Origin of the sequence: Limnohabitans sp., from assembly GCF_044361985.1 — a bacterium.
GTDB lineage: Bacteria > Pseudomonadota > Gammaproteobacteria > Burkholderiales > Burkholderiaceae_C > Limnohabitans_A.
In genome coordinates this window covers 1-24,326 of the sequence record NZ_JBIKHV010000023.1, presented here as the reverse complement: position 1 = coordinate 24,326, position 24,326 = coordinate 1, and the positions used below count along the sequence as shown (strand labels likewise).

General features: G+C 58.8%; 23 protein-coding genes. 8 read left to right on the top strand and 15 right to left on the bottom strand.

The genetic code is table 11. From position 1 onward, the window contains the following. Window positions 1-90: 90 nt before the first annotated feature. The 4 genes from ACIQ3A_RS06345 (at window position 91) to ACIQ3A_RS06330 (ending at window position 2,537) form a co-directional block, all read left to right on the top strand. Window positions 91-771, top strand: a complete 681-nt coding sequence (locus ACIQ3A_RS06345; RefSeq protein WP_396430906.1) for an energy transducer TonB — start codon at window positions 91-93, stop codon at window positions 769-771. 63 nt (window positions 772-834) lie between these two features. After that, entirely contained in the window at window positions 835-1,662 is an 828-nt protein-coding gene (locus ACIQ3A_RS06340; protein WP_396430905.1) for a MotA/TolQ/ExbB proton channel family protein, read from the top strand. Beyond that, on the top strand, window positions 1,662-2,090 hold the full coding sequence (locus ACIQ3A_RS06335; RefSeq protein ID WP_396430904.1) for an ExbD/TolR family protein: 429 nt from the start codon (window positions 1,662-1,664) through the stop codon (window positions 2,088-2,090). The genes ACIQ3A_RS06340 and ACIQ3A_RS06335 overlap by 1 nt, the downstream gene beginning before the upstream one ends. A gap of 18 nt (window positions 2,091-2,108) precedes the next feature. Further along, a complete protein-coding gene (locus ACIQ3A_RS06330) occupies window positions 2,109-2,537 on the top strand; it encodes an ExbD/TolR family protein (protein ID WP_396430903.1) in 429 nt (142 codons plus the stop codon). Window positions 2,538-2,601: 64 nt separating this feature from the next. Here ACIQ3A_RS06330 and ACIQ3A_RS06325 read toward each other — a convergent pair whose 3' ends face one another. The 8 genes from ACIQ3A_RS06325 to ACIQ3A_RS06290 form a co-directional block, all read right to left on the bottom strand. Next, window positions 2,602-3,588 (bottom strand): tripartite tricarboxylate transporter substrate-binding protein, encoded by a 987-nt coding sequence (locus ACIQ3A_RS06325; RefSeq protein ID WP_396430902.1) that lies wholly within the window; start codon window positions 3,586-3,588, stop codon window positions 2,602-2,604. A 131-nt stretch (window positions 3,589-3,719) separates the two neighbouring features. Next, window positions 3,720-4,976, bottom strand: a complete 1,257-nt coding sequence (locus tag ACIQ3A_RS06320) for a phenylacetate--CoA ligase family protein (RefSeq protein WP_396430901.1) — start codon at window positions 4,974-4,976, stop codon at window positions 3,720-3,722. Between the two features lie 54 nt (window positions 4,977-5,030). Further along, window positions 5,031-5,840 (bottom strand): ABC transporter ATP-binding protein, encoded by an 810-nt coding sequence (locus ACIQ3A_RS06315; RefSeq protein ID WP_108407596.1) that lies wholly within the window; start codon window positions 5,838-5,840, stop codon window positions 5,031-5,033. Between the two features lie 120 nt (window positions 5,841-5,960). Beyond that, window positions 5,961-7,298 (bottom strand): ABC transporter substrate-binding protein, encoded by a 1,338-nt coding sequence (locus tag ACIQ3A_RS06310; RefSeq protein WP_396430900.1) that lies wholly within the window; start codon window positions 7,296-7,298, stop codon window positions 5,961-5,963. Window positions 7,299-7,405: 107 nt separating this feature from the next. Continuing rightward, entirely contained in the window at window positions 7,406-8,482 is a 1,077-nt protein-coding gene (locus ACIQ3A_RS06305) for a branched-chain amino acid ABC transporter permease (RefSeq protein WP_396430899.1), read from the bottom strand. A gap of 9 nt (window positions 8,483-8,491) precedes the next feature. Continuing rightward, entirely contained in the window at window positions 8,492-9,421 is a 930-nt protein-coding gene (locus tag ACIQ3A_RS06300; protein ID WP_396430898.1) for a branched-chain amino acid ABC transporter permease, read from the bottom strand. Between the two features lie 12 nt (window positions 9,422-9,433). After that, the gene (locus ACIQ3A_RS06295; protein WP_396430897.1) at window positions 9,434-10,216 is read right to left on the bottom strand and encodes an ABC transporter ATP-binding protein; all 783 of its coding nucleotides are present in this window, start codon (window positions 10,214-10,216) and stop codon (window positions 9,434-9,436) included. Further along, window positions 10,213-12,159 (bottom strand): AMP-dependent synthetase/ligase, encoded by a 1,947-nt coding sequence (locus ACIQ3A_RS06290; protein ID WP_396430896.1) that lies wholly within the window; start codon window positions 12,157-12,159, stop codon window positions 10,213-10,215. The genes ACIQ3A_RS06295 and ACIQ3A_RS06290 overlap by 4 nt, the downstream gene beginning before the upstream one ends. A 169-nt stretch (window positions 12,160-12,328) precedes the next feature. On the opposite strand from ACIQ3A_RS06290, the gene ACIQ3A_RS06285 reads away from it, so the two are divergent. The 3 genes from ACIQ3A_RS06285 to htpG all read left to right on the top strand — a co-directional run bounded on the left by ACIQ3A_RS06285 (window position 12,329) and on the right by htpG (window position 16,074). Beyond that, complete coding sequence (locus ACIQ3A_RS06285) at window positions 12,329-13,036, top strand: Crp/Fnr family transcriptional regulator (RefSeq protein ID WP_396430895.1); 708 nt, start codon at window positions 12,329-12,331, stop codon at window positions 13,034-13,036. Window positions 13,037-13,108: 72 nt separating this feature from the next. Further along, the gene (locus tag ACIQ3A_RS06280) at window positions 13,109-14,017 is read left to right on the top strand and encodes a pseudouridine synthase (RefSeq protein WP_396430894.1); all 909 of its coding nucleotides are present in this window, start codon (window positions 13,109-13,111) and stop codon (window positions 14,015-14,017) included. A gap of 89 nt (window positions 14,018-14,106) precedes the next feature. Beyond that, window positions 14,107-16,074 carry a molecular chaperone HtpG gene (gene htpG / locus ACIQ3A_RS06275; RefSeq protein ID WP_396430893.1) on the top strand — a complete coding sequence of 656 codons (1,968 nt, stop codon included), beginning with the start codon at window positions 14,107-14,109 and terminating at the stop codon, window positions 16,072-16,074. A gap of 34 nt (window positions 16,075-16,108) precedes the next feature. Here htpG and ACIQ3A_RS06270 read toward each other — a convergent pair whose 3' ends face one another. From ACIQ3A_RS06270 to ACIQ3A_RS06250, 5 genes are all read right to left on the bottom strand, one after another. Continuing rightward, the gene (locus ACIQ3A_RS06270; protein ID WP_396430892.1) at window positions 16,109-17,128 is read right to left on the bottom strand and encodes a serine/threonine protein kinase; all 1,020 of its coding nucleotides are present in this window, start codon (window positions 17,126-17,128) and stop codon (window positions 16,109-16,111) included. Between the two features lie 68 nt (window positions 17,129-17,196). Continuing rightward, window positions 17,197-18,003 carry a crotonase/enoyl-CoA hydratase family protein gene (locus ACIQ3A_RS06265; RefSeq protein WP_396430891.1) on the bottom strand — a complete coding sequence of 269 codons (807 nt, stop codon included), beginning with the start codon at window positions 18,001-18,003 and terminating at the stop codon, window positions 17,197-17,199. A 53-nt stretch (window positions 18,004-18,056) separates the two neighbouring features. Beyond that, window positions 18,057-18,929 carry a 3-hydroxybutyryl-CoA dehydrogenase gene (locus ACIQ3A_RS06260; protein ID WP_396430910.1) on the bottom strand — a complete coding sequence of 291 codons (873 nt, stop codon included), beginning with the start codon at window positions 18,927-18,929 and terminating at the stop codon, window positions 18,057-18,059. 144 nt (window positions 18,930-19,073) lie between these two features. Further along, window positions 19,074-19,880 carry an ABC transporter permease gene (locus tag ACIQ3A_RS06255; RefSeq protein ID WP_108407605.1) on the bottom strand — a complete coding sequence of 269 codons (807 nt, stop codon included), beginning with the start codon at window positions 19,878-19,880 and terminating at the stop codon, window positions 19,074-19,076. Window positions 19,881-19,883: 3 nt separating this feature from the next. Continuing rightward, entirely contained in the window at window positions 19,884-20,813 is a 930-nt protein-coding gene (locus ACIQ3A_RS06250) for an ATP-binding cassette domain-containing protein (RefSeq protein WP_396430890.1), read from the bottom strand. A 127-nt stretch (window positions 20,814-20,940) separates the two neighbouring features. Between ACIQ3A_RS06250 and asd the strand changes: the two genes are divergently transcribed. Continuing rightward, window positions 20,941-21,798, top strand: coding sequence for an archaetidylserine decarboxylase (gene asd / locus ACIQ3A_RS06245; RefSeq protein WP_396430889.1), 858 nt, complete (start codon window positions 20,941-20,943; stop codon window positions 21,796-21,798). Here asd and ACIQ3A_RS06240 read toward each other — a convergent pair. Together ACIQ3A_RS06240 and ACIQ3A_RS06235 are read right to left on the bottom strand one after the other, a co-directional pair. Then, window positions 21,795-23,663 carry a potassium transporter Kup gene (locus ACIQ3A_RS06240; RefSeq protein ID WP_396430888.1) on the bottom strand — a complete coding sequence of 623 codons (1,869 nt, stop codon included), beginning with the start codon at window positions 23,661-23,663 and terminating at the stop codon, window positions 21,795-21,797. The genes asd and ACIQ3A_RS06240 overlap by 4 nt on opposite strands. Window positions 23,664-23,775: 112 nt before the next feature. Then, on the bottom strand, window positions 23,776-24,326 hold a 551-nt coding region (locus tag ACIQ3A_RS06235; protein WP_396430887.1), incomplete at its 5' end, for a glutamate--cysteine ligase.

Below are 24,326 nucleotides of genomic sequence, written 5' to 3'. Positions count from 1 at the left end.
CCCGCTTGTGCCGCTGTGTAACCCAGCCAGCCAGATGGCGCTGGATTTCTCACGCAAAATACAAGTCTTCATATCCAGGGCAATTGACTGATGAACGCGTTCACCGACCTCCAAGCTCCACCGAAGCGAAAGCTCATCGGTCTGGTCGCGGTGGTCGTTTTGCATGCCTTGCTTTTTTGGGCCATTCAGGCTGGGCTGACCCGCACAGTGGTTCAAAAAATGCCCTTGGTGGTGCAAGCGCTCTTGCTGGAAGAAAAGCGATCTGAACCGCCACCTTTGAGGCCTTCACCCCCTTTGCCGCCTTTGCCGGCGGCACCGCCCGCACCCGCTCCTCCTAAGACCATCCCGCTGCCACAAGCCTTTGTGCCGCCCGCCGACACACCGGCGCCAACTGCAGCCCCCAACGCCATCGCAGCGGTCACCACCACGCCATCTGCTGCGGCCCCCGCACCGGCCACGGTCACCGTGCCCACCGCACCCCCTCGAGCGCCCCTGCGCACAGTGGCCAGTGTCAACATGGCCCAGTGTGAAAAGCCTGACTATCCCAGCGCGTCCAGGCGCATGGAAGAAGAGGGCACGGTGAGCTTGCGTTTTCTGGTGGGCACCGATGGCAAAGTCATCCAGTCCGAGGTCGAGAAAAGCTCCGGCTACAAACGCCTGGACGAAGCGGCTCGGGCCGGGTTGTCAAAATGCCAATTCAAGCCGGCCATGGTCGATGGCAAACCAGAACAAGCCTGGGCCGGCATCAAGTACACCTGGCGGCTGGAATGATGCCGCCTGCAACTTCACACGCCCCAGCCAATTCACATGACTCAAAGCAAAGGATGCTTACCGATGTTCAGCTTTAAAAACACCCTGGCAGGTGCCGCTTTGTGGGCCAGCCTTCTGATGGCGGGCCACAGCTTGGCAGCGCCCCCCCAAGAAGCAGCCGCAGCGCCAGCAGCAAGCAGCGCAGCGGCAGCCCCAGCTTCAGCCACTTTGGCTTCAGCTGCCGGCGCTGCGCCAGAAGACAACCCCTACGGCCTGGGTGCCTTGTGGGCACAAGGCGATGCGGTGGCCAAAGGCACGCTGTTGATACTGGTGCTGATGAGCATGGGCAGCTGGTATGTGATCTTCACCAAGTTGACGGAGCAATCCAAGATGCTGAAATTTGCCAAAGCCGCGCAAGCCAACTTTTGGACCTCGGGTTCTGTTCGGGAAGCCGCCGACGCGCTGGATGCAGCCAGCCCCTTTCGCTTCATTGCCGAGAAGGGCCTAGAGGGCGCCAGCAAACACGGGGGCTTGCTGGGCAGCGTGGACTTCAACACCTGGGTCACGATGAGCATCCAGCGGGCCATGGGCACCGTACAAAGCCGCATACAGGACGGCCTGGCGGTGTTGGCCACCGTGGGCTCCACCGCACCTTTTGTCGGCTTGTTCGGTACCGTGTGGGGCATCTACCACGCCCTGGTGAAGATTGGCATGTCGGGCCAGGCGAGCATCGACAAAGTGGCTGGCCCCGTAGGCGAAGCTTTGATCATGACCGCCATCGGCCTGGCCGTGGCCGTGCCTGCGGTGCTGGGCTACAACTGGCTGGTGCGTCGCAACAAGGCGGTGATGGAAGAAGTCAACGCCTTTGGCGCTGACTTGCACGCCGTCTTGCTGGCCTCGGCGAAAAAATAATGGCCATGAACCTCGGTCCCACGCTCGGGCCCCACGACGAAGACGAGGTGATCAGCACCATCAACACCACCCCCCTGGTGGATGTGATGCTGGTGCTGCTGATCATTTTCCTCATCACCATTCCCGTGGTCACTACTTCCATCAAGCTGGACTTGCCCAAAGAGCAAAACGTGGTGCGGCAAGCCAAGCCTGAAACGCTGATCATCTCGGTGAGTAAGGCGGGGCAAATTTACCTGTACGACACCCCGATGAAAAACACAGCCGACCTGCTGGAACGGCTGAAGAAGTTCTCAGCCATGAAGCCCCAACCCGAGGTTCAAATCCGGGGCGATGCACAAAGCGAATTTGAATCGGTCGGGCGCGTCATGTACGCGGTGCAACGTGCGGGCATCACTCAGGTCGGCTTCATCACCGACCCGGCCCCCTGAACTTCCAAGGACACACACATGGCCATGAATCTGGGCACCAGCAGCAGCGATGAACCCGAGGTGATGATGGACATCAACACCACGCCGCTGATTGACGTGATGCTGGTACTGATCATCATGCTGATCATCACCATCCCCGCGCAATTGCACTCAGTGAATCTGGACATGCCGGTGGCCACGAGCACCCCCCAGAAAGTCGACCCCGTGGTGGTAAAAATCGACATCGAGGCCGATGGCGGCTTGCGCTGGAACGGGCAGGCTTTGCCCAACAGGCAAGCACTGGAAACCAAACTGTCCGAAGCCGCCGCCTTGCAACCCCAACCCGAGCTGCACATCCGTTCACATGGCAAAGCCAAATACGAGGCGGCAGCCATGGTGCTGGCCAGTGCGCAGCGTTCGGGCCTGAGCAAGCTGGGCATTGTGGGCAGCGAAAGATTTGCCAACTAAACTTTGAGCACACCCGTGAAAAAGCCGCTACAAGAGCGGCTTTTTCACGGAGCAATCCGAACGCTCAGTCGGCGTACTTGCCTGCTGCATCCACTGCAGCCTTGATCTTGATCATTTCTGCTGCCACAAACTTCTTGTGTTCAGCCGGGTCGGACCGCTTGTCGGTCACCACCAAAGCGCCCAAGTCCTGGTTCTTCTTGACAAACTCTGGGTCTTTCAAGGCCTTTTTCAAAGCCTCGTTCAATGTTTTGGTGATCGCTGCAGGCGTGCCTTTGGGAGCGTACAAACCGTGCCAGATGGTCAGGTCGAAATTCTTCACCCCCATCTCCTGCAAGCTGGGGTAGTGCTTGAGCACGGCGTGCGTGCCCAGCGGCTTGGCGGTGGTGACCGCAAATGCCTTGACACGGCCACCTTCAATTTGCGCCACGGTGTTGGTGGTCTGGTCACACATGACATCCACCTGGCCGCCAATCAGCGCGGTCATGGCCGGTGCAGTGCCGCCAAACGGGATGGTGGTCATCGCGTCTTTGGTCTGCAGGTTGGACTGCCACAGCAATCCGCAAATATGCGAGGCCGATCCCAGACCCGCGTGGGCAATGTTCAACTTGCCGGCGTTGGCGCGGATGTAGTTTTCAAAGTCGCGGTAGGTGTTGGCAGGCAACTGGGGCTTGCCGATCAAGGTCATGGGCACATCATTGACCATGCCCAAAAACTCGAAGTCTTCCAGTGGCTTGTAAGCAATCTTGCGGTAAAGCGCAGGTGTCGCGGCCATGCCGATGTGGAACAACAAGAGCGTGTGGCCATCGGGGTTGGCTTTGGCCACCTTGGTGGCACCAATCGTTCCGCCAGCACCTGCTGCGTTTTCGACCACAAAATTGCTACCAGGAATCTGCTTTCGCATGGCCTCGGCCAAGTCGCGGGCCACACGATCCGTCGGGCCACCTGCGGTGAACGGCACCACGATGGAAACAGGCTTGGAACCGGGAAAGGCCTGGGCTTGAGCGCCCACCGAAACAGCAGCCAAGGCGGCGAGGGCAATCCATTGCTTCATTCAGATACTCCTAAAAATGACTTAATAGTTTAAAACCATTAAGAGTTTCGTCAAATCGCGGAAAGTACTTAGCAACTAACCCTTGTTTGGCCTTGGTTTTGCAATGGAATTAGCCCCTCCAGTGGCCCACTTCACTGGTAACTGCGGGCGTCTTCAATGACCTTGCCGTCATTGGCCAGACTGCCTGGCGCCACCAGATGGACCTCGCCACGCAGTTTGGTCACGTCGCGCACAGCCTCAGATACCCTCTGCTTGAGCGTGTCATCGGCCATCCGGTCGGTTTCAACGTGCAGCGCCATCTGGTCATTGGCCATTTCACCGGTCACCACCAAACGGGCCTTGCTGAGCTCGGGAAAGCGTTTGACGATTTCGGCCACCTGGCCCGGGTGCACAAACATGCCCCGGATCTTGGTGGTTTGGTCAGCACGGCCCATCCAGCCCTTGATGCGCAAACCGGTGCGGCCCGTGGGGCAGAGGCCAGGCAAGATGGCCGACAAGTCACCCGTGCCAAACCGAACCAACGGGTAGTCGGGGTTGAGCGAGGTGACGACCAACTCGCCCACCTCGCCTTCAGGCACCGGGTCGCCGGTGCCAGGTCGCACGATCTCGACGATCACGCCTTCGTCCAGCAGCAGGCCTTCACGCGACGCGGTCTCATAGGCGATCAAGCCCACATCGGCCGTGGCGTAGCACTGGTAGGCATGGACGCCGTGCGCCGTCATCCAGTCGCGCAGGCTGGGCGGAAACGCCTCGCCAGACACCAAGGCCTTACGCAGACTGGGCAAGGCCACACCCATCTCGGCGGCTTTTTCAAGGATGATTTTCAGAAAGCTGGGCGTGCCGATGTAGCCCGCAGGCTGCAACTCGGCCATGGCGCCCACCTGCTGCTCAGTCTGCCCGGTGCCGCCCGCAAACACCGTGCAGCCCAGCGCATGGGCACCGGTTTCCATCATGGAGCCCGCGGGGGTGAAGTGGTAACTGAAGCAGTTGTGAATCAGCTCGCCCGGGCGAAAGCCTGCCGCAAAAATGGCCCGCGCCATGCGCCAGTAATCGGCCCGTGTGCCTTCGGGCTCATAAATGGTGCCAGGGCTGGCAAACACACGGGGCATGGCTTTGCCAAAACCCAGAGTGCTGAAACCACCGAACACCGAACCACCGGCGGCACGCGCTGATTTTTGGCGCTCCAGCAACTCATGCTTTCGGATCACCGGCAGCCGGGCCAGTGCAGCGCGGCTGCACACGCTGGCAGCATCCACATCCTTGAGCAATTCGGCAAATGCAGGGGCGTGTGCCTTGGCATGCGCAACCTGCGCGGGCAAAACAGCCATCAAAGCGGCTTCTCGGTCTTGTGGCGTGCGTATTTCCAACGCATCAAAGTGCTGGGGCATGGATGGCTTTCTGGGGTACTGCGGGAAGAAAGGAAAAGGCCAAGGGTCAGCGCATCAAGCCAGCCAGCGTTTGCGGCGCTTGTAGCTCTTGACATCCTTGAAGCTCTTGCGCTCGCCACCGCCCATGCCCAGGTAAAACTCTTTCACGTCTTCGTTGGTGCGCAGGTCTTCGGCCACACCGTCCATCACCACGCGGCCCGACTCCATGATGTAGCCATAGTCGGCGAACTTCAGGGCCATGTTGGTGTTTTGTTCGGCGATCAGGAAAGTGACTTTTTCCTTCTCGTTCAGGTCCTTGACGATGTTGAAGACCTCTTCCACGATCTGAGGCGCCAGGCCCATGGAGGGCTCATCGAGCAGCACCATGTTGGGGTTGGACATCAAGGCGCGGCCAATCGCGCACATCTGCTGCTCCCCGCCCGAGGTGTAGGCAGCTTGCGAAGTGCGGCGGGTCTTGAGGCGCGGAAAATAGTTGTAAACCTTTTCCAGGTTGGCCGCGATCTCACCCTTGTCGGTACGGGTGTAACTGCCGGTCATCAGGTTTTCTTCGATCGTGAGGTGCGCAAAGCAATGGCGACCCTCCATCACCTGCACCACGCCCCGGTTCACCAAGTCGGCAGGTGAGAGGTTTTCAATGCGTTCACCGCGCAGCTCAATGCTGCCCTTGGTGACTTCACCACGCTCGCCCTTGAGCAAGTTGGAGACCGCGCGCAACGTGGTGGTTTTGCCGGCGCCATTGCCGCCCAGCAAGGCCACGATGCCGCGCTCGGGCACTTGCAATGACACGCCCTTGAGCACCAGGATGACGTGGTTATAAATGACTTCGATGCCATTGACGTTGAGAATGATTTTTTTGTCACTCATCGAATTTACCTTTTCTACTTTAGAGGTTCACCCCAGATGAAACCGCTGCACGCAAGGGTTTCATGTGGCAGCTGCCGAAGCAGCTGCAGCCCACCGCTTGCGCGGCAGACTTGGCACCGATCAGGACTGGCAATCCGCAGGAGTGCGGCGTGTCAGCTTCTTCTCGGACGCATATTTGTCGGCAGAAGACTTCACCATAGGCTTGATGATTTGCTCATCTGCCTGAAGCCAATCGGAGGCCCAAACAAATTTGCTGCCATCCCATGTGTGGACACGTGCCCATGCAGAGCCCATGTGATCAGCACAAGAGGTCGACACGGGACGCATCACACCCTTGAAACCGAGCGCATCGAGCTTGGGCTGTGTCAGGTTCAGGTTTTCATATCCCCAACGGGCCTGCTCACCGGTCATGGGCTTGCCCTTGCCGTACTTCTCTTGGGCCTGGCGCACGCCCTCGACGGCCAACATGGCGCCCACAACACCGCGCATGTAGAGAACCTCACCCACTTCAGCCTTGGGTCCTGTGCCCTGGCCTTTGTCATGCACTTTGGCCAGGATTTCCTTGACCACAGCCGACTGAGGTTCTGCACCGTGTTGCATCATCACCGCGTTGTAGCCTTTGGCCGCAGCGCCAATGTCCTTGATGTCCGGCTCGGCGCCAGACCACCAGGTGCCGAACATCTTTTCACGCGGATAACCTGTTGCAATGGCCTCCTTGATCGATGTAGCGGTCATGACACCCCAGGTTTGCAGCATCACATAGTCAGGCCGCTGCTGGCGAATTTGCAACCAGATGGCTTTTTGTTCCACCCCAGGGGCAGGAATCGGCAGCAACTGCAGTGTGAAGCCATGCATTGCAGCACGCTCTTGCACAATCGGGAGCAGTTCTTTGCCAAACGGGCTGTCGTGGTAACCCACGGCAATTTTTTTACCCTTGAGCTTGTCCCAGCCACCGGCTTCCTTGGCAATGTGTTGCAGCACGGCATCGCCAGCCACCCAGTAATGTCCAATCAATGGGAAGTTCCATTTGAAGACCCCGCCATCTGCCGAATCACTGCGGCCGTAGCCCGATGTGATCATTGGGATCTTGTCGCCAGGGATTTTTTCGGTCAACGCAAAAGTGATGCCGGTGGACAAAGGCTGAAATACCGTGGCGCCGCCGTGCTTGCCTTTGAGTCGCTCGTAGCACTCAACGCCGCGGTCTGTGGCGTAGGCCGTTTCACACTCTTCAACCAATGTCTTGACGCCGTTGATGCCGCCGCGCAAATTGACCAGCTTCATGTAGTCGGCATAGCCGTTTGCAAACGGTGTTGCATTGGGGGCAACAGGACCGGTACGCCCTGTCAAGCTGGGGAAAAACTGTACTTTCTCTTGCGCCAACACCAGCGTACTGGTGACTGCCGCAGACAAACCCGCACAAGCCAGAGTGGCAAGCAAGGCTATTTTTTTGAGTTTCATGAAACTGTCTCCTTCAATCATTTGTGAAAAAATCAATGGGCCCGTCATTCAAGTTTCGCAGGTGTTTACAAACGCTGTCACCAGACGCGTGCAACACACCCCCTGACTCAGTGCGGGAAGGGCCACAACCGCAACTTCTGCTTGGCAATGCTCCAGAGTTTGGCCAAACCATGCGGCTCAGCAATCAAGAACCAGACAATCAATGCGCCAAAAATCATGTACTCGGCGTGTGACACGGTCGCCGTGGAAATTTCTACACCGACCATCAAGCCCGCAGCAGGCAAAAACTGGTTCAGGAAAATGGGCAAGACGACGATAAAGGCTGCGCCAAAGAAGCTGCCCATGATGGAACCCATCCCGCCGATGATCACCATGAACAGCAACTGAAACGAACGGTCAATGGAAAAGGCAGCCGGCTCCCAAGAGCCCAGGTGCACAAAACCCCACAAACCACCGGCCACGCCGACAATGAAAGAGCTGACGGCAAATGCGCTGAGCTTGGCGTACATGGGGCGAATACCGATGACCGCCGCAGCAACGTCCATGTCGCGAATGGCCATCCACTCACGGCCAATCGCCGAGCGCACCAGGTTTTTGGCGAGCAGGCCAAAGACCACCAGAAAAGCCAAGGCAAAAAGGTATTTTTCAACCGGTGTATTGATGACCCAACCCATCACCTGCAAATCGGACACCGCCACCGAGCCCGATGAACTGTTGTTGGTGAACCAGCCAATCCGGCTGAAGGCCCAATCACAAAAAAACTGTGCCGCCAAGGTCGCCACGGCCAGGTACAAACCTTTCACCCGCAAACTGGGAACACCAAAAACAATGCCCACCAACGTCGCAAAAAAACCGCCTGACAGCAGCGCCAATATCACCGGCATGCCCTCAATGCGCACATAGGTGTTGTAGGCCATATATGCCCCTACAGCCATGAAGGCACCGGAGCCCAATGAAATTTGCCCGCAATATCCCACCAATATATTGACCCCCAAGGCCGCCAGGGACAGGATCAAGAAGGGGATCAAAATGGCGCGAAACATGTACTCATCGGCGAACAGGGGAACACCGAAAATCGCGAATGCAATGAGGGCCGAAATAACCCAACGGTCTTGCGCGATGGCAAAGATCTGCTGATCGCTGCGATAGGATGTTTTGAATTGACCGTTTTCTCTGTAGAACATTTCTTTTCCTTATACGCGGTCAATGATTTTTTCACCGAACAAGCCTTGCGGCCTGAACAGCAAGAACACCAGCGCCAGCATGTAGGCGAACCAGATCTCGATGCCTCCCCCCACATAGGGGCCCAGATAAACCTCGGACAGCTTTTCACCCACACCGATGATCAGACCGCCAATGATGGCGCCAGGCACCGAGGTCAGGCCACCCAAAATGATCACCGGCAAGGCACGCAAGGCCACCGTCGTCAATGAAAACTGAACCCCCAGTTTTGAGCCCCAGATGATGCCTGCCACCAAGGCCGTGATGCCCGCTACAAACCACACAATCACCCAGATGCGGTTCAGGGGAATGCCGATCGACTGGGCCGCCTGGTGGTCATCGGCCACCGCACGCAAGGCCCGGCCTGTGCTGGTTTTCTGGAAAAACAGCGAAAGCACCACCACCAACAAGGCCGCAATGCAGGCCGCATAAACGTCTTCCAGGCTGATCAGCACGCCCCCGGGAAACGTTGACTCAAACAAAAATACGGGCTCTTTGGGCATGCCTACATCGATCTTGTAAATGGCACTGCCAAAAATCGTTTGCCCCAGCCCATCCAGAAAATAAGTGATGCCCAGGGTGGCCATGAGCAAGGTCACACCCTCCTGGTTCACCAAGTGGCGTAACACCAGGCGTTCAATCAGCCAGGCGAGCACAAACATCACGGCAGCGGCCATTAAAAAAGCCAGCAGATTGCCGAGGAACTTGTTTTCAAGCCCCAACCAACCGGGTATCCACTCCGAAAAACGGGCCATGGCCAAAGCGGCAAACAGCACCATCGCGCCTTGCGCAAAGTTGAACACGCCAGAGGCTTTGAAAATGAGCACAAAGCCCAAAGCCACCAGCGAATACAGCATGCCCGCCATCAGGCCACCAAAAAGAGCTTCCAGAAAAAATGCCATGTCTATTTCTCCTCAATGACTCGTGCCCAGATAGGCACTGATCACTTCTTCGTTGTTGCGCACTTCTTCAGGCGTTCCGTCACCGATTTTTTTGCCGTAGTCCAGCACCACCACGCGGTCCGAGATGTCCATCACCACACCCATGTCGTGCTCGATCAGCACAATGGTCGAGCCGAATTCGTCGTTCACATCCAGAATAAAGCGGCACATGTCCTGCTTTTCTTCCATGTTCATGCCCGCCATGGGCTCGTCAAGCAAGAGCACTTGCGGCTCCATGGCAAGGGCACGGCCCAAGTCCACCCGCTTTTGCAAACCGTAAGGCAATTGGCCCACGGCCGTCTTGCGAAACGCCTGGATTTCGAGAAAGTCGATGATGTGCTCGACAAACTCGCGGTGCTCTTCCTCCTCACGCTGGGCGGGGCCAATGCGCAAGGCCTGCAAGAACAGGTTGCTTTTGATGCGCAGATTACGGCCCGTCATGATGTTGTCGATCACGCTCATGCCCTTGAACAAGGCCAGGTTCTGGAAGGTGCGGGCGATGCCCATCTCGGCGACCTGGCGGCTGTTCATGTGGTCAAAAGTCTGGCCACGGAAGGTGATCGTGCCCTCTTGGGGTTGGTAGACGCCATTGATGCAGTTGAGCATCGAACTCTTGCCGGCACCGTTGGGGCCAATGATGGCGCGCACTTCGTGCTCACGCACATTGAAGGAGATGTCGGTCAGCGCCTTGACGCCGCCGAATCGCAAACTGATGTTATTGACATCCAGGATGACGTCACCGATTTTTTTGGTCATGCTGCTGCTTTCACAGGTGTGAATGTCTTAGCGTCTGAAATCTGCAAGGTCGCACTCACGCTGCCAGTGCGGCCGTCTTCGAACTTCACCACCGTCTCGATGAACTGCTCGGTTTTTCCTTCGTACAAGCCGTCCACCAGCGGCTTGTATTTGTCGGCAATAAAGCCGCGGCGGACCTTGTTGGTGCGGGTCAGCTCGCCGTCATCGGCATCCAGCTCCTTGTGCAAAATCAGGAAGCGTGAAACCTGGCTGCCGGCCAGCAAAGCGTCTTCGGCCAGGTCGACGTTGACTTTTTCCACGCACTGCTGGATGAGCTGATAAACCTCGGGCTTTTGCGCCAAGTCGGTGTAACCCGCATAAGGCAAGTTGCGGCGCTCGGCCCAGTTGCCCACGGCGTCAAAATCAATATTGATCATCACGCAGACTTTTTCGCGCTGGTCGCCGTAAGCCACCACCTCTTTGATGTGCGGGAAAAACTTGAGTTTGTTCTCCACATATTTGGGGGCGAACATTGCGCCGTCGTTGGCCCCACCCTTGATGCGGCCCACGTCTTTCACGCGGTCAATGATCTTGAGGTGGCCGTGGCTGTCAATGAACCCCGCATCGCTGGTGTGGTACCAGCCATCTGCAGTCAACACTTCGGCAGTGGCCTCGGGGTTTTTGTAATAGCCCTTGAGCAATCCGGGCGACTTGACCAAAATTTCGCCGTTTTCGGCGACCTTGATCTCCACACCTTTGCAGGGCACGCCAACGGTGTCGGCACGCGCTTCATTGTCGGGTTGCAGGCACACGAACACCGCTGTTTCGGTGGACCCGTAAAGCTGCTTGATGTTGACACCAATGGATCGGAAAAACGTGAACAAATCGGGGCCGATGGCTTCACCAGCGGTGTAAGCCACGCGCACGCGGCTGAAACCCATGTTGTTGCGCAAGGGGCCGTAGACCAACAGGTTGCCCAGGGCATACAGCACGCGGTCCACCAAGCCGACGGGGTGGCCATCCATCATGGCCGGGCCGACTCTTTGGGCCACGCCCATGAAGTAATGAAACAGCTTGCGCATGAGAACACCCGCGTCTTCCATGCGAATCATCACACTGGTCAGCATGCCCTCGAACACACGGGGTGGTGCAAAGTAATAGGTCGGGCCTATTTCTTTCAGGTCGATCGTGACCGTGGCCACCGACTCGGGGCAGTTCACCACGTAGCCACACACCAGCCACTGCGCATAGCTGAAGATGTTCTGGCCAATCCAGGCGGGCGGCATGTAGGCCAGCACTTCTTCGGCGCTGGTCAGCTTGTCAAACTCTGCGCCGGCGTCAGCTCGGTCGATCAGGGAGCCGTGTGTGTGCACCACGCCCTTGGGGTTGCCGGTGGTACCCGAAGTAAAGAACATCGCGGCCACATCGGTGTGATCGGCTTTTTCGACTTCTTCGGAGAAAAATTGGGGATGCTGCTTGGCAAATACGGCGCCAGCAGCCATCAGTTCTTCCAGAGAACCCAGGCCGTCCTCGGTGTACTTGCGCAGGCCACGTGGGTCGTCGTAATAAATGTGCGTCAGCTGCGGGCACTTTTCGCGCACTTCCAGCATCTTGTCGACCTGCTCCTGGTCTTCCACGACGCAAAAGCGCACTTCGGCATTGGTGATCGGAAAGACGCACTCGGCAGCAGATGCATCCTGGTAGAGGGGCACGGGAATGGCACCCAGCGACTGGGCCGCCAGCATGGTGGCGTAAAGCCTGGGTCGGTTGGCGCCCACCACGATCAGGTGCTCGCCGCGCTGCAAGCCCGCCTGGTGCAGGCCACACGCCACGGACTCGACCAATTGCGACAAGACCTCCCAGCTGGTGGCTTGCCAAATGCCGTATTCTTTTTCCCGCATTGCGGGCGCCGTGGGGCGCTCGGCAGCGTGCTTGCGCATCAAACGGGGGAACGTTGTTTGCATGACCGGACCTGTCTCCAAAACTTTGACCTGAAACACCACATTCACCCTGAATGTTTGTTTATTCAAGAATGGATGTTATGTCGCAGTTTGACGCCAAGTTGTCGTTTCAACGACAATTCAGGGAAGACCCCTAGCCCAACTGACCGCATCCTGACGAACCGACCTTCTCATGGCCACAGAACCCAGTGTTTACCAGCGCCGACGCGCACCGACCAGCACCGAGTTGCAGGAAATCCCCTGGCTGAACTTGTTGAGAGGGGAGGAGCGCCAGCAGGTGGTGCCCCAACTGGTGGTCAGCGACCCCCAGGTGGGCGACTACGTGTGCCGCGTCGGACGGCCCGTGACCTATTGGTTTGGCGTCATCTCGGGCTTGCTCAAGATGAACAGCGACAGCGAAAGCGGCCAGTCCATCACCTTCACGGGGGTACCCCCGGGCGGCTGGTTTGGCGAGGGCACGGCCCTCAAACGCGAGAATTACCGCTACAACATTCAGGCACTGCGCCCCAGCGTGGTGGCGGGCTTGCCGCTGGAGACCTTTCACTGGCTGATCGACCACTCGCTGGGCTTCAACCGCTTCATCATGCAGCAGCTCAACGAGCGCCTGGGGCAGTTCATTGCGGCCCGCGAAATGGACCGCATGAGCAACCCCGAGCTGCGCCTGGCCCGCCACCTGGCCGCACTGTTCAACCCGGTGCTTTTTTCAGGTGTGGGCGAGGTCTTGCGCATCACCCAGCAAGAGCTGGCTTATCTGGTGGGTCTGTCACGTCAACGTGTCAACGAGGCCTTGCGCGTGCTCGAGACACGCCAACTCATCCGCATCGAATACGGCGGCCTGCGCATTCTGGATCTGCAGGGACTGCGCACCGCACAGTTTTGAGGGCTTAAAAAATCGTCAAAAAAGGGGACAATGAGCGTCCTGTCAACCCAGCCTTTTCAAGCTTCACAACCCATGACCCAGCCCCCGGCTTTCAAACGTGCCCCCCGCCCCGAAGGCACAGGTGACACCGCTGCGCCCAGCGGCACCTCCCGCCTGAACAAACGCATGGCCGAGCTGCGCATGTGCTCGCGCCGCGAGGCCGATGCCTGGATCGAACAAGGCTGGGTGCAGGTCAATGGACAAGCTGCCAGCATGGGCCAGCAGGTCACGCTGTCTGACCGCATCACCGTGGACAAAGCCGCCGAACAACAGCAAGACCGACAGGTCACCATCTTGTTGCACAAGCCCATGGGCTATGTGAGCGGCCAGGCCGAAGACGGTCACCAGCCCGCCATCACCCTGATCAACCCGCGCAGCCACTGGGCGGGTGACCCGTCCAAAATGCGCTTCACGCCGCCCCACTTGCGCGGCCTGGCGCCTGCCGGAAGGCTCGACATCGACTCGACAGGCCTTTTGGTCCTGACGCAAGACGGCCGTGTGGCACGCCAGTTGATCGGCGAAGACTCGGAGATGGAAAAAGAATATCTGGTGCGCGTGGCCTACACCGGCCACGAGAACACCGCCGCCGCAGCCGCCGCTTCGGCCACCTATGGCGGCAACGCCAACCAGCTGACCGCCATTGGTGACTTCGACCGCGTGACCAACAATGTGCAGGCGGTGTTTCCGAAAGAGCAACTGGAGCGCCTACGGCATGGTCTGAGCCTGGACGGCAAGCCCCTCAAGCCCGCCAAGGTGGAATGGCAAAACCCCGAGCAACTGCGCTTTGTCCTCACCGAAGGCAAAAAACGCCAGATCCGCCGCATGTGCGAACAAGTGGGCCTGAAAGTGGTGGGCCTCAAGCGCATCCGCATGGGCCAGGTGACCCTGGGCCAGATGCCTGCGGGGCAGTGGCGGTATTTGGGCCCCAACGAGTCTTTTTGAAGGCTTGAAATTCTGTCCGCACGCCCCAAGTAAGGGGCGTTCCAGTTTCCATTCTTTTGTTTTCCCTTGAACCCTTAAAGCCAAATGCTATGAGCAAAAAAACCCATGCCTTTCAGGCCGAAGTCGCGCAACTGTTGCACCTGGTCACGCACTCGCTGTATTCCAACCAAGAAATTTTCCTGCGCGAGCTGATCTCCAACGCGTCGGATGCTTGCGACAAATTGCGTTTTGAGGCACTGAACAACGCTGCGCTGTACGAAGATGCCCCTGACTTGCAGGTCAAATTGTCATTCGACAAAACGGCCAAAACCCTGACCATCACCGACAACGGCATCGGCATGACGGCGCAAGAAGCCATCGACCACCTGGGCACGATCGCCAAGAGTGGCACCAAGGACTTCGTGAGCAAGCTGAGTGGCGACCAGAAATCGGATGCCCAACTCATTGGCCAATTCGGTGTTGGCTTTTACTCAGGCTTCATCGTGGCCGACAAAATCACCGTCGAGACCCGACGCGCTGGCGCTGATGCAGCCGATGGCGTGCGCTGGGTCAGCGCTGGCACAGGCGACTTCGAGGTCGAAACGATTGCCCGCGCCGAACGTGGCACCAGTGTGATCCTGCACCTGCGCGACGAAGCCCTGGAATACGCCAACAGCTGGAAGTTGAAAGAGATTGTTGGCAAGTACGCTGACCACATCAGCCTGCCCATCCTGATGGAAAAGGAAGAGTGGCAAGACGGCGATCTGATTGACCCGAACAACGAAGAAGGCGGCCGCCAACCTGGCGCCATGGTCAAGACCGGCGAGTGGGAAACCATCAACAAGGCCAGCGCCCTGTGGACGCGCCCCAAGAAAGACATCAGCGATGAGCAGTACATCGACTTTTACCAACACATCAGCCGCGATTTTGAAGCCCCACTGACCTGGACCCACAACCGAGTGGAAGGCAGTACCGAGTACACGCAACTGCTGTACATCCCCAGCAAAGCGCCACAAGACCTGTGGAACCGCGACAAGAAAGCCGGCATCAAGCTGTATGTGAAACGCGTTTTCATCATGGACGACGCAGAGGCCCTGATGCCCAGCTATTTGCGTTTTGTGAAGGGCGTGGTGGACTCAGCCGACCTGCCCCTGAACGTGAGCCGCGAACTGCTGCAAGAAAGCCGCGATGTCAAAGCCATCCGCGAAGGCTGCACCAAGCGGGTGTTGTCGATGCTGGAAGACCTGGCCAAACACGACAAGGCACCCGAGGCTTCCGAAGAAGTCACCGACGTCCTGAGTGACGAAGACAAAGCCAAGCTGGGGCAGTACGCCAAGTTTTACGCCGAGTTCGGCGCGGTGCTCAAGGAAGGTTTGGGCGAAGATTTTGGCAACCGCGAGCGCTTGTCCAAATTGCTGCGCTTTGCATCGTCGAGCCACGACAGCGTGTCTGTGAGTTTTGCCGATTACAAAGCCCGCATGAAGGAAGGCCAGGACGCGATTTACTACATCACCGCCGACACCCTGGCCGCCGCCAAGAACAGCCCGCAACTTGAAGTGTTTAAGAAAAAAGGCATCGAAGTCTTGCTGATGACCGACCGCGTGGACGAGTGGGCGCTGAACTTTGTGCACGATTTCGACGGCACCCCCCTGCAAAGCGTGGCCAAAGGCGCGTTTGACCTGGGCAAGCTGCAAGACGAAGAAGAAAAGAAAGCCGCCGAAGACGCGGCCGAAACTTTCAAGCCCGTACTGGCAAAACTGAAAGAAGCCCTGAAAGACAAGGCCGAAGACGTGCGCGTGACCAGCCGCTTGGTGGACAGCCCGGCCTGCCTGGTCGTGACCGATGACGGCATGAGCATGCAACTGGCCCGCATGCTCAAGCAAGCGGGTCAACAAGCGCCTGAAGTCAAACCCGTGCTGGAGGTCAACCCCGAGCACCCGCTGGTCAAAAAGCTCGACGGCTCGGTGCATTTTCATGACCTGGCCCACATCCTGTTCGACCAGGCCCTGCTGGCCGAAGGCGGTTTGCCCGCCGACCCTGCGGCTTATGTCAAGCGGGTGAATGCACTGCTGAGCTGATGCATGGGCACAAGCCCCAGCAGCTCGCTGGGGCTTAAACGCTGAGCGGCGCTTCTTGCATCTGCTCGACTTGCTCTTGCAGCATCAGCACCTGACCGCGCCAATAGTCGGGCGTGCCAAACCACGGAAAGTTGATCGGAAAAATCGGGTCTTCCCAGCGCCTGGCCAGCCAGGCGCTGTAATGGATCAGGCGCAAAGTGCGCAAGGGCTCGATCAGGTTCAGCTCCGCGCGGTCAAAGTCACGCACCTGCTCGTAGCCATCAAGCAAAGCCGACAACTGTTGGGTGCGCTGCGAACGGTCACCTGAAAGCAACATCCACAAATCCTGCACCGCGGGGCCCATGCGGGCGTCATCCAGGTCCACAAAGTGCGGGCCGCCACCCGGCAGCTCAGAGGGTGTCCACAAGATGTTGCCAGGGTGGCAGTCGCCATGCAGGCGCAGCAAGCGGCGGTCCGCCGCGCCTTGCGCAAACGCCGCTTCAATCAAAACCAGCGCAGGCACCAACGCATCGCGCCATTCGCGCTCCACCTCCAGCGGAATCATTTGGTGGGTTTGCAGCCATTGCGCAGGCTCCAAGGCAAAGGTTTGCACATCCAGCGCAGGGCGGTGTGCAAAGGGCTTGGCAGCGCCCACTGTGTGGATGCGGGCCAGAAACCGGCCAATCCATTCCAGCACCTCAAAATCGTCCAGCTCTGGCGGGCGGCCACCGCGCAAAGGGCTGACTGAAAATTCAAAACCCGCTGTCTGGTGCAGGGTCTGTCCATTCAACACCAGGGGCGCAACCACCGGGACCTCAGCGGCCACGAGTTCGGCAGCAAAGCTGTGCTCTTCCTGAATTTGTTCGCGGCGCCAGCGGCCTGGCCGGTAAAACTTGAGGACGACCGCAGAGCTGCCCTGCACCGGTTCGTCCAGGTGGGCACGGTACACACGGTTCTCGTAAGAGCTGAGCGCCAGCAAGCGGCCATCGGGCCACAAGCCCAAGTCGGTCAATGCATCCATCACCCGGTCCGGGGTGAGTTCAGCGTAAGGATGCAAGGCGTTCGATTCGGTCATGCGCCGATTGTGGCGCAGACACCGATGCTTGCTGACCGACTTGCCCCATCCGGGCAAGCCGTGCGGGTTCAGCGCCCGGTGAAACGGGCCGTGCGCTTTTCTACAAAAGAGCGCAACCCCTCGGCAGCATCGTCACTGCGCGACAAACGCTGCTGCACGCCCATGAAGTCGTGCATGGCGACCACAGGGCCATGCTCCACTGCTTTGAGCACGTTGAGCCGCGTTGCCACCACCGCCAAAGGCGCTTGCGCCGCGATCAGCTCGGCGATGCGCATGGCTTCGCCCAGCAACCCGGCCACAGGCACCACCTTTTGCACAAAGTTCAGGCGCAGGGCTTCGGCGCTGTCAAACACATCGGCGGTGAGCAAATGCAAGAGCGCGTTGCCCGTACCGGCGCGCTCGGCCATGCGCAGCGTGGCACCACCCGTGGCCATGATGCCGCGTTGAACTTCCAGCTGGGAAAACCGGCAGTCATCGGCCGCGACCACGATGTCGGCTGCCAGCATCAGTTCGATGCCCAAGGTGTAAGTGATGCCCTGTACCGCCGCGACCATGGGTTTGCTGCGGCGCCGGTAGCCGTCCATACCCAAGTTCAGCGGATCTACCAAGCCCATTGGCACGGCCTTTTCACCGCGCTGCATGAGTGGCGCGATGGCGGGCAGGTCCAGCCCCGCCGTAAAGTGGTCTCCCGCTGCACACAACACCCCCACGCGCAAGTCGGGGTCGTCGTCGAGCCGGGTGTAGGCCTCACCCAATTCCTGAAACATCTTGGGCGTGAAGCCGTTGCGCTTGGCGGGGCGGTTGATGCAGATCTGAAGGACTGCACCACGCACGGTGCAGTCGATCTGGCCTTCTAAGTGGGTCGGTGTGGTCATGCCCCGCATGGTAGGCCGTGGGCCACCCCTGCAAGGTTCACCGAGGTGACAGCTCAGTACTTGTAAACGCCCTGCCCGGTCTTGCGGCCCAGGCGGCCAGCAGCGACCATTTCTTTCAGCAAGGGACTGGGGCGGTATTTGCTGTCGCCGAACTCCTGCAAAAAGACCTCCATCACGGCCAGACACACATCCAGGCCGATCATGTCGGCCAGCGCCAGCGGGCCAATCGGCTGGTTGCAGCCGAGCTTCATGCCGGCATCGATCGCTTCGGCTTCTGCCAGGCCTTCGCCCAACACAAAGAAGGCCTCGTTGATCATGGGCACCAGAATGCGGTTGACCACAAAGCCGGGCGCGTTTTTCACGGTGATCGGTGTCTTGCCCAAGGCCAGCGCCATCTCGTGCACGGCATCGTGCGTGGCGTCGCTGGTCTGCAGGCCACGGATGATTTCCACCAGCGCCATCATGGGCACGGGGTTGAAGAAATGCATGCCGATGAAGCGGTCTGCACGTTGCGTGGCTGCAGCCAACTGAGTGATGGAGATCGACGAGGTGTTGGAGGCGACGATCACATTCGGGGCCAGCATGCCATCGAGCTGTTGCAGGATCTTGACTTTGAGCGCCTGGTTTTCAGTCGCGGCTTCGATCACCAACTGCGCGCCCCGGAGGTCATCGTAGCTGCTCGATCCTTTGATCCGGGCCATCGCAGTGGCCTTGTCGGCCTCGCTGATTTTTTCCTTCTTGACCAGGCGGTCCAGGCTGGCCGAGACAGTGGCCACGCCTTTGGCCACGGCCGCATCCGATATGTCAACCATCACGACCTGCATGCCCGACACCGCGCACGCCTGTGCGATGCCATTGCCCATGGTGCCTGCGCCAATGATGCCTACGGTCTGGATGCTCATGCTCAATCCTTGAAAGTGTGTGATGGATTTAAAAGAAGGATCTTATCGGGTGAATGGGGGCGGATTGCTGACACGCATCTTCTAAGAGACGGATGTGGCCTGGCTGTGCCTTCCTCATAAGGGGGTACCCAAAATCGTCGGGCACAGCCAGACCACATCCTTAGGGTTTCAGCTCCTGAACCGCTTGCGCGTCAACGCCAACGCGATCCAGAACGACACCACGGCGAACAGCGCCAGCACCAGCACGTGGCGCACAGGCTGGTCGGGCCAACGGTCCAAGAACAGCGGGCGCACCAAATCCACGGCCACCGACAGGGGCAACCAGTCGGCGATCACACGCACAAAGCCGGGCAGCTGCTCACGTGGAAAGAAAATGCCCGACAGGAACATCATCGGCGTGAGGAACAGCGTGAAGTAATAAGTGAAGAAGTCGTAGCCCTTGGCCAGTGCGTTGAAAATCAGCGCCATGCAACTGAAGGTGATGCCCACGCCCAGCAACACGGGCCAGGCGACCAGCAGCTTCCAGCTGTGGCTGATGTCCAAGACCAGCATGACCACAAGGATGGCTGTTACGGTGAACAGTGCCTTGAACGCAGCCCAAAGCATTTCAGCCAGCACCACATCGTCCAGCCGTACCGGGGCGTTCATGATGCCATCCCAGGTTTTTTGCACATGCATGCGTGAAAACGCCGAGTACAGGGCCTCGAAGGTGGCCGCATTCATGGCGCTCATGCAGATGCTGCCGCTGGCTAAAAACAGAATGTAGGGCACTTTTTCGCCCCCCAGCTCGATCTGTCCGACCAACGAACCCAGGCCATAGCCAAAGGCCACCAGCCACATGAGCGGCTCGGCGATGTTGCCCACCAGGCTGGGGATGGCCAGCTTTTTCCAGACCAGCCAGTTGCGCTGAAACACAGGCCACCAGCGCATCGACAAACGGGGCGCCGCCCAAATGTTGTTTTGAATCTGACTCATGGCTCAGGCCTCCTCACGGATCTGGCGTCCGGTTAATTTCAAAAACAGGTCTTCCAGATTGGAAGGCCGGTGCAGGGTGCGCAGCGTGGGCCAGGCCTCCAGCGCGTGCATCAGAGCGCGGCTGTCCTGGGTGTAAAAGAAAACGGTCTCGCCACTGACTTCGACCCGACCTGCAAGGGCCTTCAAGCCGGCCTGTTGCGCCAGCGCCACTGCCCCTTGGCCAAAGACCTCAACCACTTCGGGCTCCAGGTGCTCGGCAATCAGGTCACGTGGCTTGCCCTCGGCGATTTTCCGACCCTGGTCCAGCACCAAAAGTCGGGAACACAAGCGCTCAGCTTCGTCCATGAAATGGGTGGTCAGCAAGATGGATTTGCCTTCTTGCAGCAGCACTTGCAGGCGCTCCCACATCAGGTGCCGGGCTTGCGGGTCCAGGCCGGTGGTGGGCTCGTCCAGCATCAGCAGTTGGGGGTGGTTGATGAGTGCGCGGGCCAGGCTCAGGCGCCGCTTCATACCCCCCGACAATTCACCCGGCTTGGATTTGGCCTTGTGGCTGAGCGCCCCGAATTCCAGCAGCTTGGGGATGCGTGCCCGAATGGTGGCATCGGGCAGACCAAAGTAGCGGCCAAAGACCAACAGGTTTTCTTCCGCCGTGAAGTCAGGGTCGAGCGTGTCCATTTGCGCCACAACGCCCAGGCGGGCCTTGATGTCCAGGGCATCACGGGGCATTTGCAAGCCCTCGAAATAACGGATTTCACCCCCATCGGGTTGCGTCAAGCCCAAGCACATGCGCAGCGAGGTGGTTTTACCGGCGCCATTGGGGCCAATCACACCCAGGCATTCGCCGGGATCAATGTGAAAAGACAGGTCGTTGACCACGGTGGCTTCGCCATAGCGTTTGACCAGATGCGCAACCGAAAGCAAAGGGGTTTTCATGGCTGAATTGTGCCTGTGACAGGGCCTACTTTCGGCCACAGGGGCTGCCTTCGACTGAAAAACGCCCGGTGTATTGCCCGCCCGATAAAATCAGGCCTTCTCCTGACCCGCGTTTGCGGCACCGCCCATGTCCAGCTCCTTTTCTGACCGACTCGCGGTCTTGCCTCAGTACCTGATGCCCAAACAAGCCCTGACTGCCTTTGCGGGCTGGGTGGCAGGCAGCCAATGGGGCTCGGCCACCACCGGCATCATCGATTGGTTCGTGCAGCGCTACAACGTGAACATGGCCGAAGCGGCCAACCCTGATACGGCCAGCTACAAGAGCTTCAACGAATTTTTTACCCGTCCGTTGCGGCCAGATGCCCGCCCTTTGGCGGCAACATCGTATGTGAGCCCGGTCGATGGCGCCATCAGCCAGTGCGGTCCGATTGACGGCGATCAGGTGTTCCAGGCCAAGGGGCACAGTTACAGCACTCTGGCCTTGGTGGGTGGCGACCCGGCACTGGCGGCACAGTTCCAAAATGGTGAATTTGCCACGCTCTACCTGAGCCCGCGGGACTACCACCGCATCCACATGCCTTGCGCCGGCCGCTTGACGCGCATGATTTATGTGCCTGGCGAGTTGTTTTCGGTCAACCCGACCACAGCACGGGGCGTACCGGGCCTGTTTGCCCGCAACGAACGCGTGGTCTGCGTGTTTGAGGGCGAGCACGGCCCCTTTGTGATGGTGCTGGTGGGCGCCACCATCGTGGGCAGCATGGCCACCGTTTGGCATGGCGTGGTCAACCCGCCCCGCCCAGGTGCTGTGCGGGAGTGGACCTATGAGATGGGCCGCATTTCGCTGGCAAAAGGCGAAGAAATGGGCCGCTTCCTGCTGGGCTCCACGGTGGTGATGCTGTTCCCCAAAGGCGCGGTGCAGTTTGAGAAAGACTGGGCACCAAGCCGCCCCATTGGCATGGGTGAGCCGATGGGAACGCGGCCTTAAATTTCGATCTTTGAGCCCAGCTCCACCACGGCATTGGTGGGCAAGTTCAAAAATTCAGCCGCCGCACTGGCGTTGTGGTGCATCTGGGCAAAGAGCTTTTCACGCCAGGTGGCCATGCCGCCACCAATCGTCGGGATCACGATGTCGCGCGACAGGAAATAGCTGGTCGTCATGGGATCCAACTGGTAGCCATCGCCCTGAATGGTGGCCAAGGCCGACGGCAAATCAGGGTTGTCCTTGAAGCCATAGTTGACGATGACTTGCCAGCAATCGTGGCCCAGCGGAGTGACTTCAAGTCGCCGGGCTGCGTCCATGCGAGGAAATTCATGGCTGCGCACGGTCACAAACAGGTTGTGCAGGTGCAGCACCTTGTTGTGCTTGAGGTTGTGCAGCAAGGCGTTGGGCACCGTGCCGGCCTCGGCGGTCAGGAAGACGGCTGTGCCCTCCACCCGGATGGGTGGGGCAATGAAGACCGCATCGAGAAAATCTGCCAGCTTCAGTGCATCCGATCGCAGCGAATCATTGAGCAACCGGCGGCCATCGTGCCAGGTCAGCATCAGGGTGAACACCGCTGCGCCGATGAGCAGCGGAAACCAGCCGCCGTCAAACAGCTTGAACATGTTGGATGCCCAGAAAGCCAGGTCGACCACAAAGAAGAATCCGGTGGCACCAATGCACAAAGCCAAGGGCAGTTTCCAGGCGTATCGGATCACAAAGAACGTGAGCACGGTGGTGATCAGCATGTCGGTGCACACCGCAATGCCGTAAGCCGCCGCCAGATTGCTCGATGACTTGAACATGACCACCGCCAGCACAATGGCCACAAACAGGCCCCAGTTCACAAACGGCATGTAGATCTGGCCCGTATCGGTCTCGCTGGTGTGCTGCACCTGAAGGCGTGGCAGATAGCCCAACTGGATCACCTGCTTGGTCACGCTGAAGGCGCCCGTGATCAGGGCCTGCGAAGCGATCACTGTGGCCATGGTGGCCAACCCCACCAAAGGTACCAAAGCCCAATCGGGCGCCATCATGTAAAACGGGTTTTTCACGGCTTCGGGATTGGCCAGCAACAAAGCCCCTTGCCCGAAATAATTCAGGGTCAGACAGGGCATGACCACGCTGAACCAAGCCAGGCGAATCGGCTTCTTGCCAAAGTGGCCCATGTCGGCATAGAGCGCTTCACCGCCCGTGACGCAGAGCACCACTGCGCCCAAAATAATGAAGGTTGTGCCGGGCTCGTTCCACATAAAGCTCAAGGCGTAATGCGGGCTGATGGCGAACAGGATTTCCGGGTGCTGAACGATGTGCGAGACCCCCATCACCGCAATGGTGAAAAACCAGACCAGGGTGACGGGTCCAAAGAATTTGCCAATCCCTGCCGTGCCTCGTTTTTGCACCCAAAACAGCAAAAACAAAATGACCAGCGTGAGCGGTATCACCCCTTTTTTGAAATTGGGTGAAATGATCTCCAGACCTTCCACGGCCGACAGCACAGAAATTGCCGGGGTGATGACGCCATCGCCATAAAACAGGCATGTACCAAAGATGCCCACCATCAACAAGACTTTGCGCAGCTGCGGCTTGTCCTTCACCGATTGAGAAGCCAGCGCCAGCATGGCCACCAGTCCCCCCTCACCGTGGTTATCGGCCCGGAGCACCAGCACCACGTACTTGACCGACACGATGGTGGTCAGGGTCCAGAAAAATATGGAAAGGATGCCGTAGACGTTTTGATGCGTGAAAGGGACATGGCCGGAGCCAAAAACCTCTTTCATTGCATACAGCACACTGGTGCCGATATCGCCATAAACCACGCCAATGGCGCCCAGGGTCAAGGCGGCGAGTGAAGAACGGTTGGAGGACACAGGCAAGGACCTGACGAGAATCAGGCCGGATGAAACAGAAGTTGGCTATTTTGCGCTCTGTTCAGGCCCCGTGTCACCGTCCTTTTGGCGGTTTTGTTGCAGCGCAGCAACTTTAATCGTACACCTCAGCCTCAGGGTCAGTGGCTTCCAGCTCATAACTGGCGGCGAGCATGGCCAAACGACCAATCACCCCGTACATGTAAAAGCGGTTGGGCACACTGGCACCCGGTTTGACACCTGGCTGAGGCAAATGGGGGGTGTCCGCAAAGGCCAAAGGCACAAAACTGGCCCCTGGCGCGTTCAGGTTCTCATCCACACCACGCTCTGCATGGACACGGTAAAAGCCGCCCACCACATACCGGTCCATCATGTAGACCACGGGTTCCGCCACAGCATCGTTGATGCGCTCATTGGTCAGAACGCCCTCCTGGATGATCACGTCGTTCACGGTCTGTCCGTCCTTGATGACGTTCATCTTGTTGCGGGTCTTGCGGTTCAGGGCGTCCAGGTCGGACACGTCGCGCACCGTCATGATGCCCATGCCGTAGGTGCCGTTGTCGGCCTTGACGACGACAAAAGGCTTTTCATTGATGCCGTATTCCTTGTATTTGCGCTTGATCTTGGTCAACAGCGCATCCACATTGCTGCGCAGGCACTCCATGC

Excerpts from the sequence above, each read along its gene's own strand:
- ACIQ3A_RS06255 (WP_108407605.1), bottom strand. The coding sequence starts at position 19,880 with ATGAGTCAGATTCAAAACAACATTTGGGCGGCGCCCCGTTTGTCGATG.
- ACIQ3A_RS06295 (WP_396430897.1), bottom strand. The coding sequence starts at position 10,216 with ATGACCAAAAAAATCGGTGACGTCATCCTGGATGTCAATAACATCAGT.
- asd (WP_396430889.1), top strand. The coding sequence starts at position 20,941 with ATGTCCAGCTCCTTTTCTGACCGACTCGCGGTCTTGCCTCAGTACCTG.
- htpG (WP_396430893.1), top strand. The coding sequence starts at position 14,107 with ATGAGCAAAAAAACCCATGCCTTTCAGGCCGAAGTCGCGCAACTGTTG.
- ACIQ3A_RS06280 (WP_396430894.1), top strand. The coding sequence starts at position 13,109 with ATGACCCAGCCCCCGGCTTTCAAACGTGCCCCCCGCCCCGAAGGCACA.
- ACIQ3A_RS06335 (WP_396430904.1), top strand. The coding sequence starts at position 1,662 with ATGGCCATGAACCTCGGTCCCACGCTCGGGCCCCACGACGAAGACGAG.
- ACIQ3A_RS06330 (WP_396430903.1), top strand. The coding sequence starts at position 2,109 with ATGGCCATGAATCTGGGCACCAGCAGCAGCGATGAACCCGAGGTGATG.
- ACIQ3A_RS06250 (WP_396430890.1), bottom strand. The coding sequence starts at position 20,813 with ATGAAAACCCCTTTGCTTTCGGTTGCGCATCTGGTCAAACGCTATGGC.
- ACIQ3A_RS06340 (WP_396430905.1), top strand. The coding sequence starts at position 835 with ATGTTCAGCTTTAAAAACACCCTGGCAGGTGCCGCTTTGTGGGCCAGC.
- ACIQ3A_RS06305 (WP_396430899.1), bottom strand. The coding sequence starts at position 8,482 with ATGTTCTACAGAGAAAACGGTCAATTCAAAACATCCTATCGCAGCGAT.
- ACIQ3A_RS06290 (WP_396430896.1), bottom strand. The coding sequence starts at position 12,159 with ATGCAAACAACGTTCCCCCGTTTGATGCGCAAGCACGCTGCCGAGCGC.
- ACIQ3A_RS06285 (WP_396430895.1), top strand. The coding sequence starts at position 12,329 with ATGGCCACAGAACCCAGTGTTTACCAGCGCCGACGCGCACCGACCAGC.
- ACIQ3A_RS06310 (WP_396430900.1), bottom strand. The coding sequence starts at position 7,298 with ATGAAACTCAAAAAAATAGCCTTGCTTGCCACTCTGGCTTGTGCGGGT.
- ACIQ3A_RS06315 (WP_108407596.1), bottom strand. The coding sequence starts at position 5,840 with ATGAGTGACAAAAAAATCATTCTCAACGTCAATGGCATCGAAGTCATT.
- ACIQ3A_RS06300 (WP_396430898.1), bottom strand. The coding sequence starts at position 9,421 with ATGGCATTTTTTCTGGAAGCTCTTTTTGGTGGCCTGATGGCGGGCATG.
- ACIQ3A_RS06270 (WP_396430892.1), bottom strand. The coding sequence starts at position 17,128 with ATGACCGAATCGAACGCCTTGCATCCTTACGCTGAACTCACCCCGGAC.
- ACIQ3A_RS06345 (WP_396430906.1), top strand. The coding sequence starts at position 91 with ATGAACGCGTTCACCGACCTCCAAGCTCCACCGAAGCGAAAGCTCATC.
- ACIQ3A_RS06320 (WP_396430901.1), bottom strand. The coding sequence starts at position 4,976 with ATGCCCCAGCACTTTGATGCGTTGGAAATACGCACGCCACAAGACCGA.
- ACIQ3A_RS06265 (WP_396430891.1), bottom strand. The coding sequence starts at position 18,003 with ATGACCACACCGACCCACTTAGAAGGCCAGATCGACTGCACCGTGCGT.
- ACIQ3A_RS06325 (WP_396430902.1), bottom strand. The coding sequence starts at position 3,588 with ATGAAGCAATGGATTGCCCTCGCCGCCTTGGCTGCTGTTTCGGTGGGC.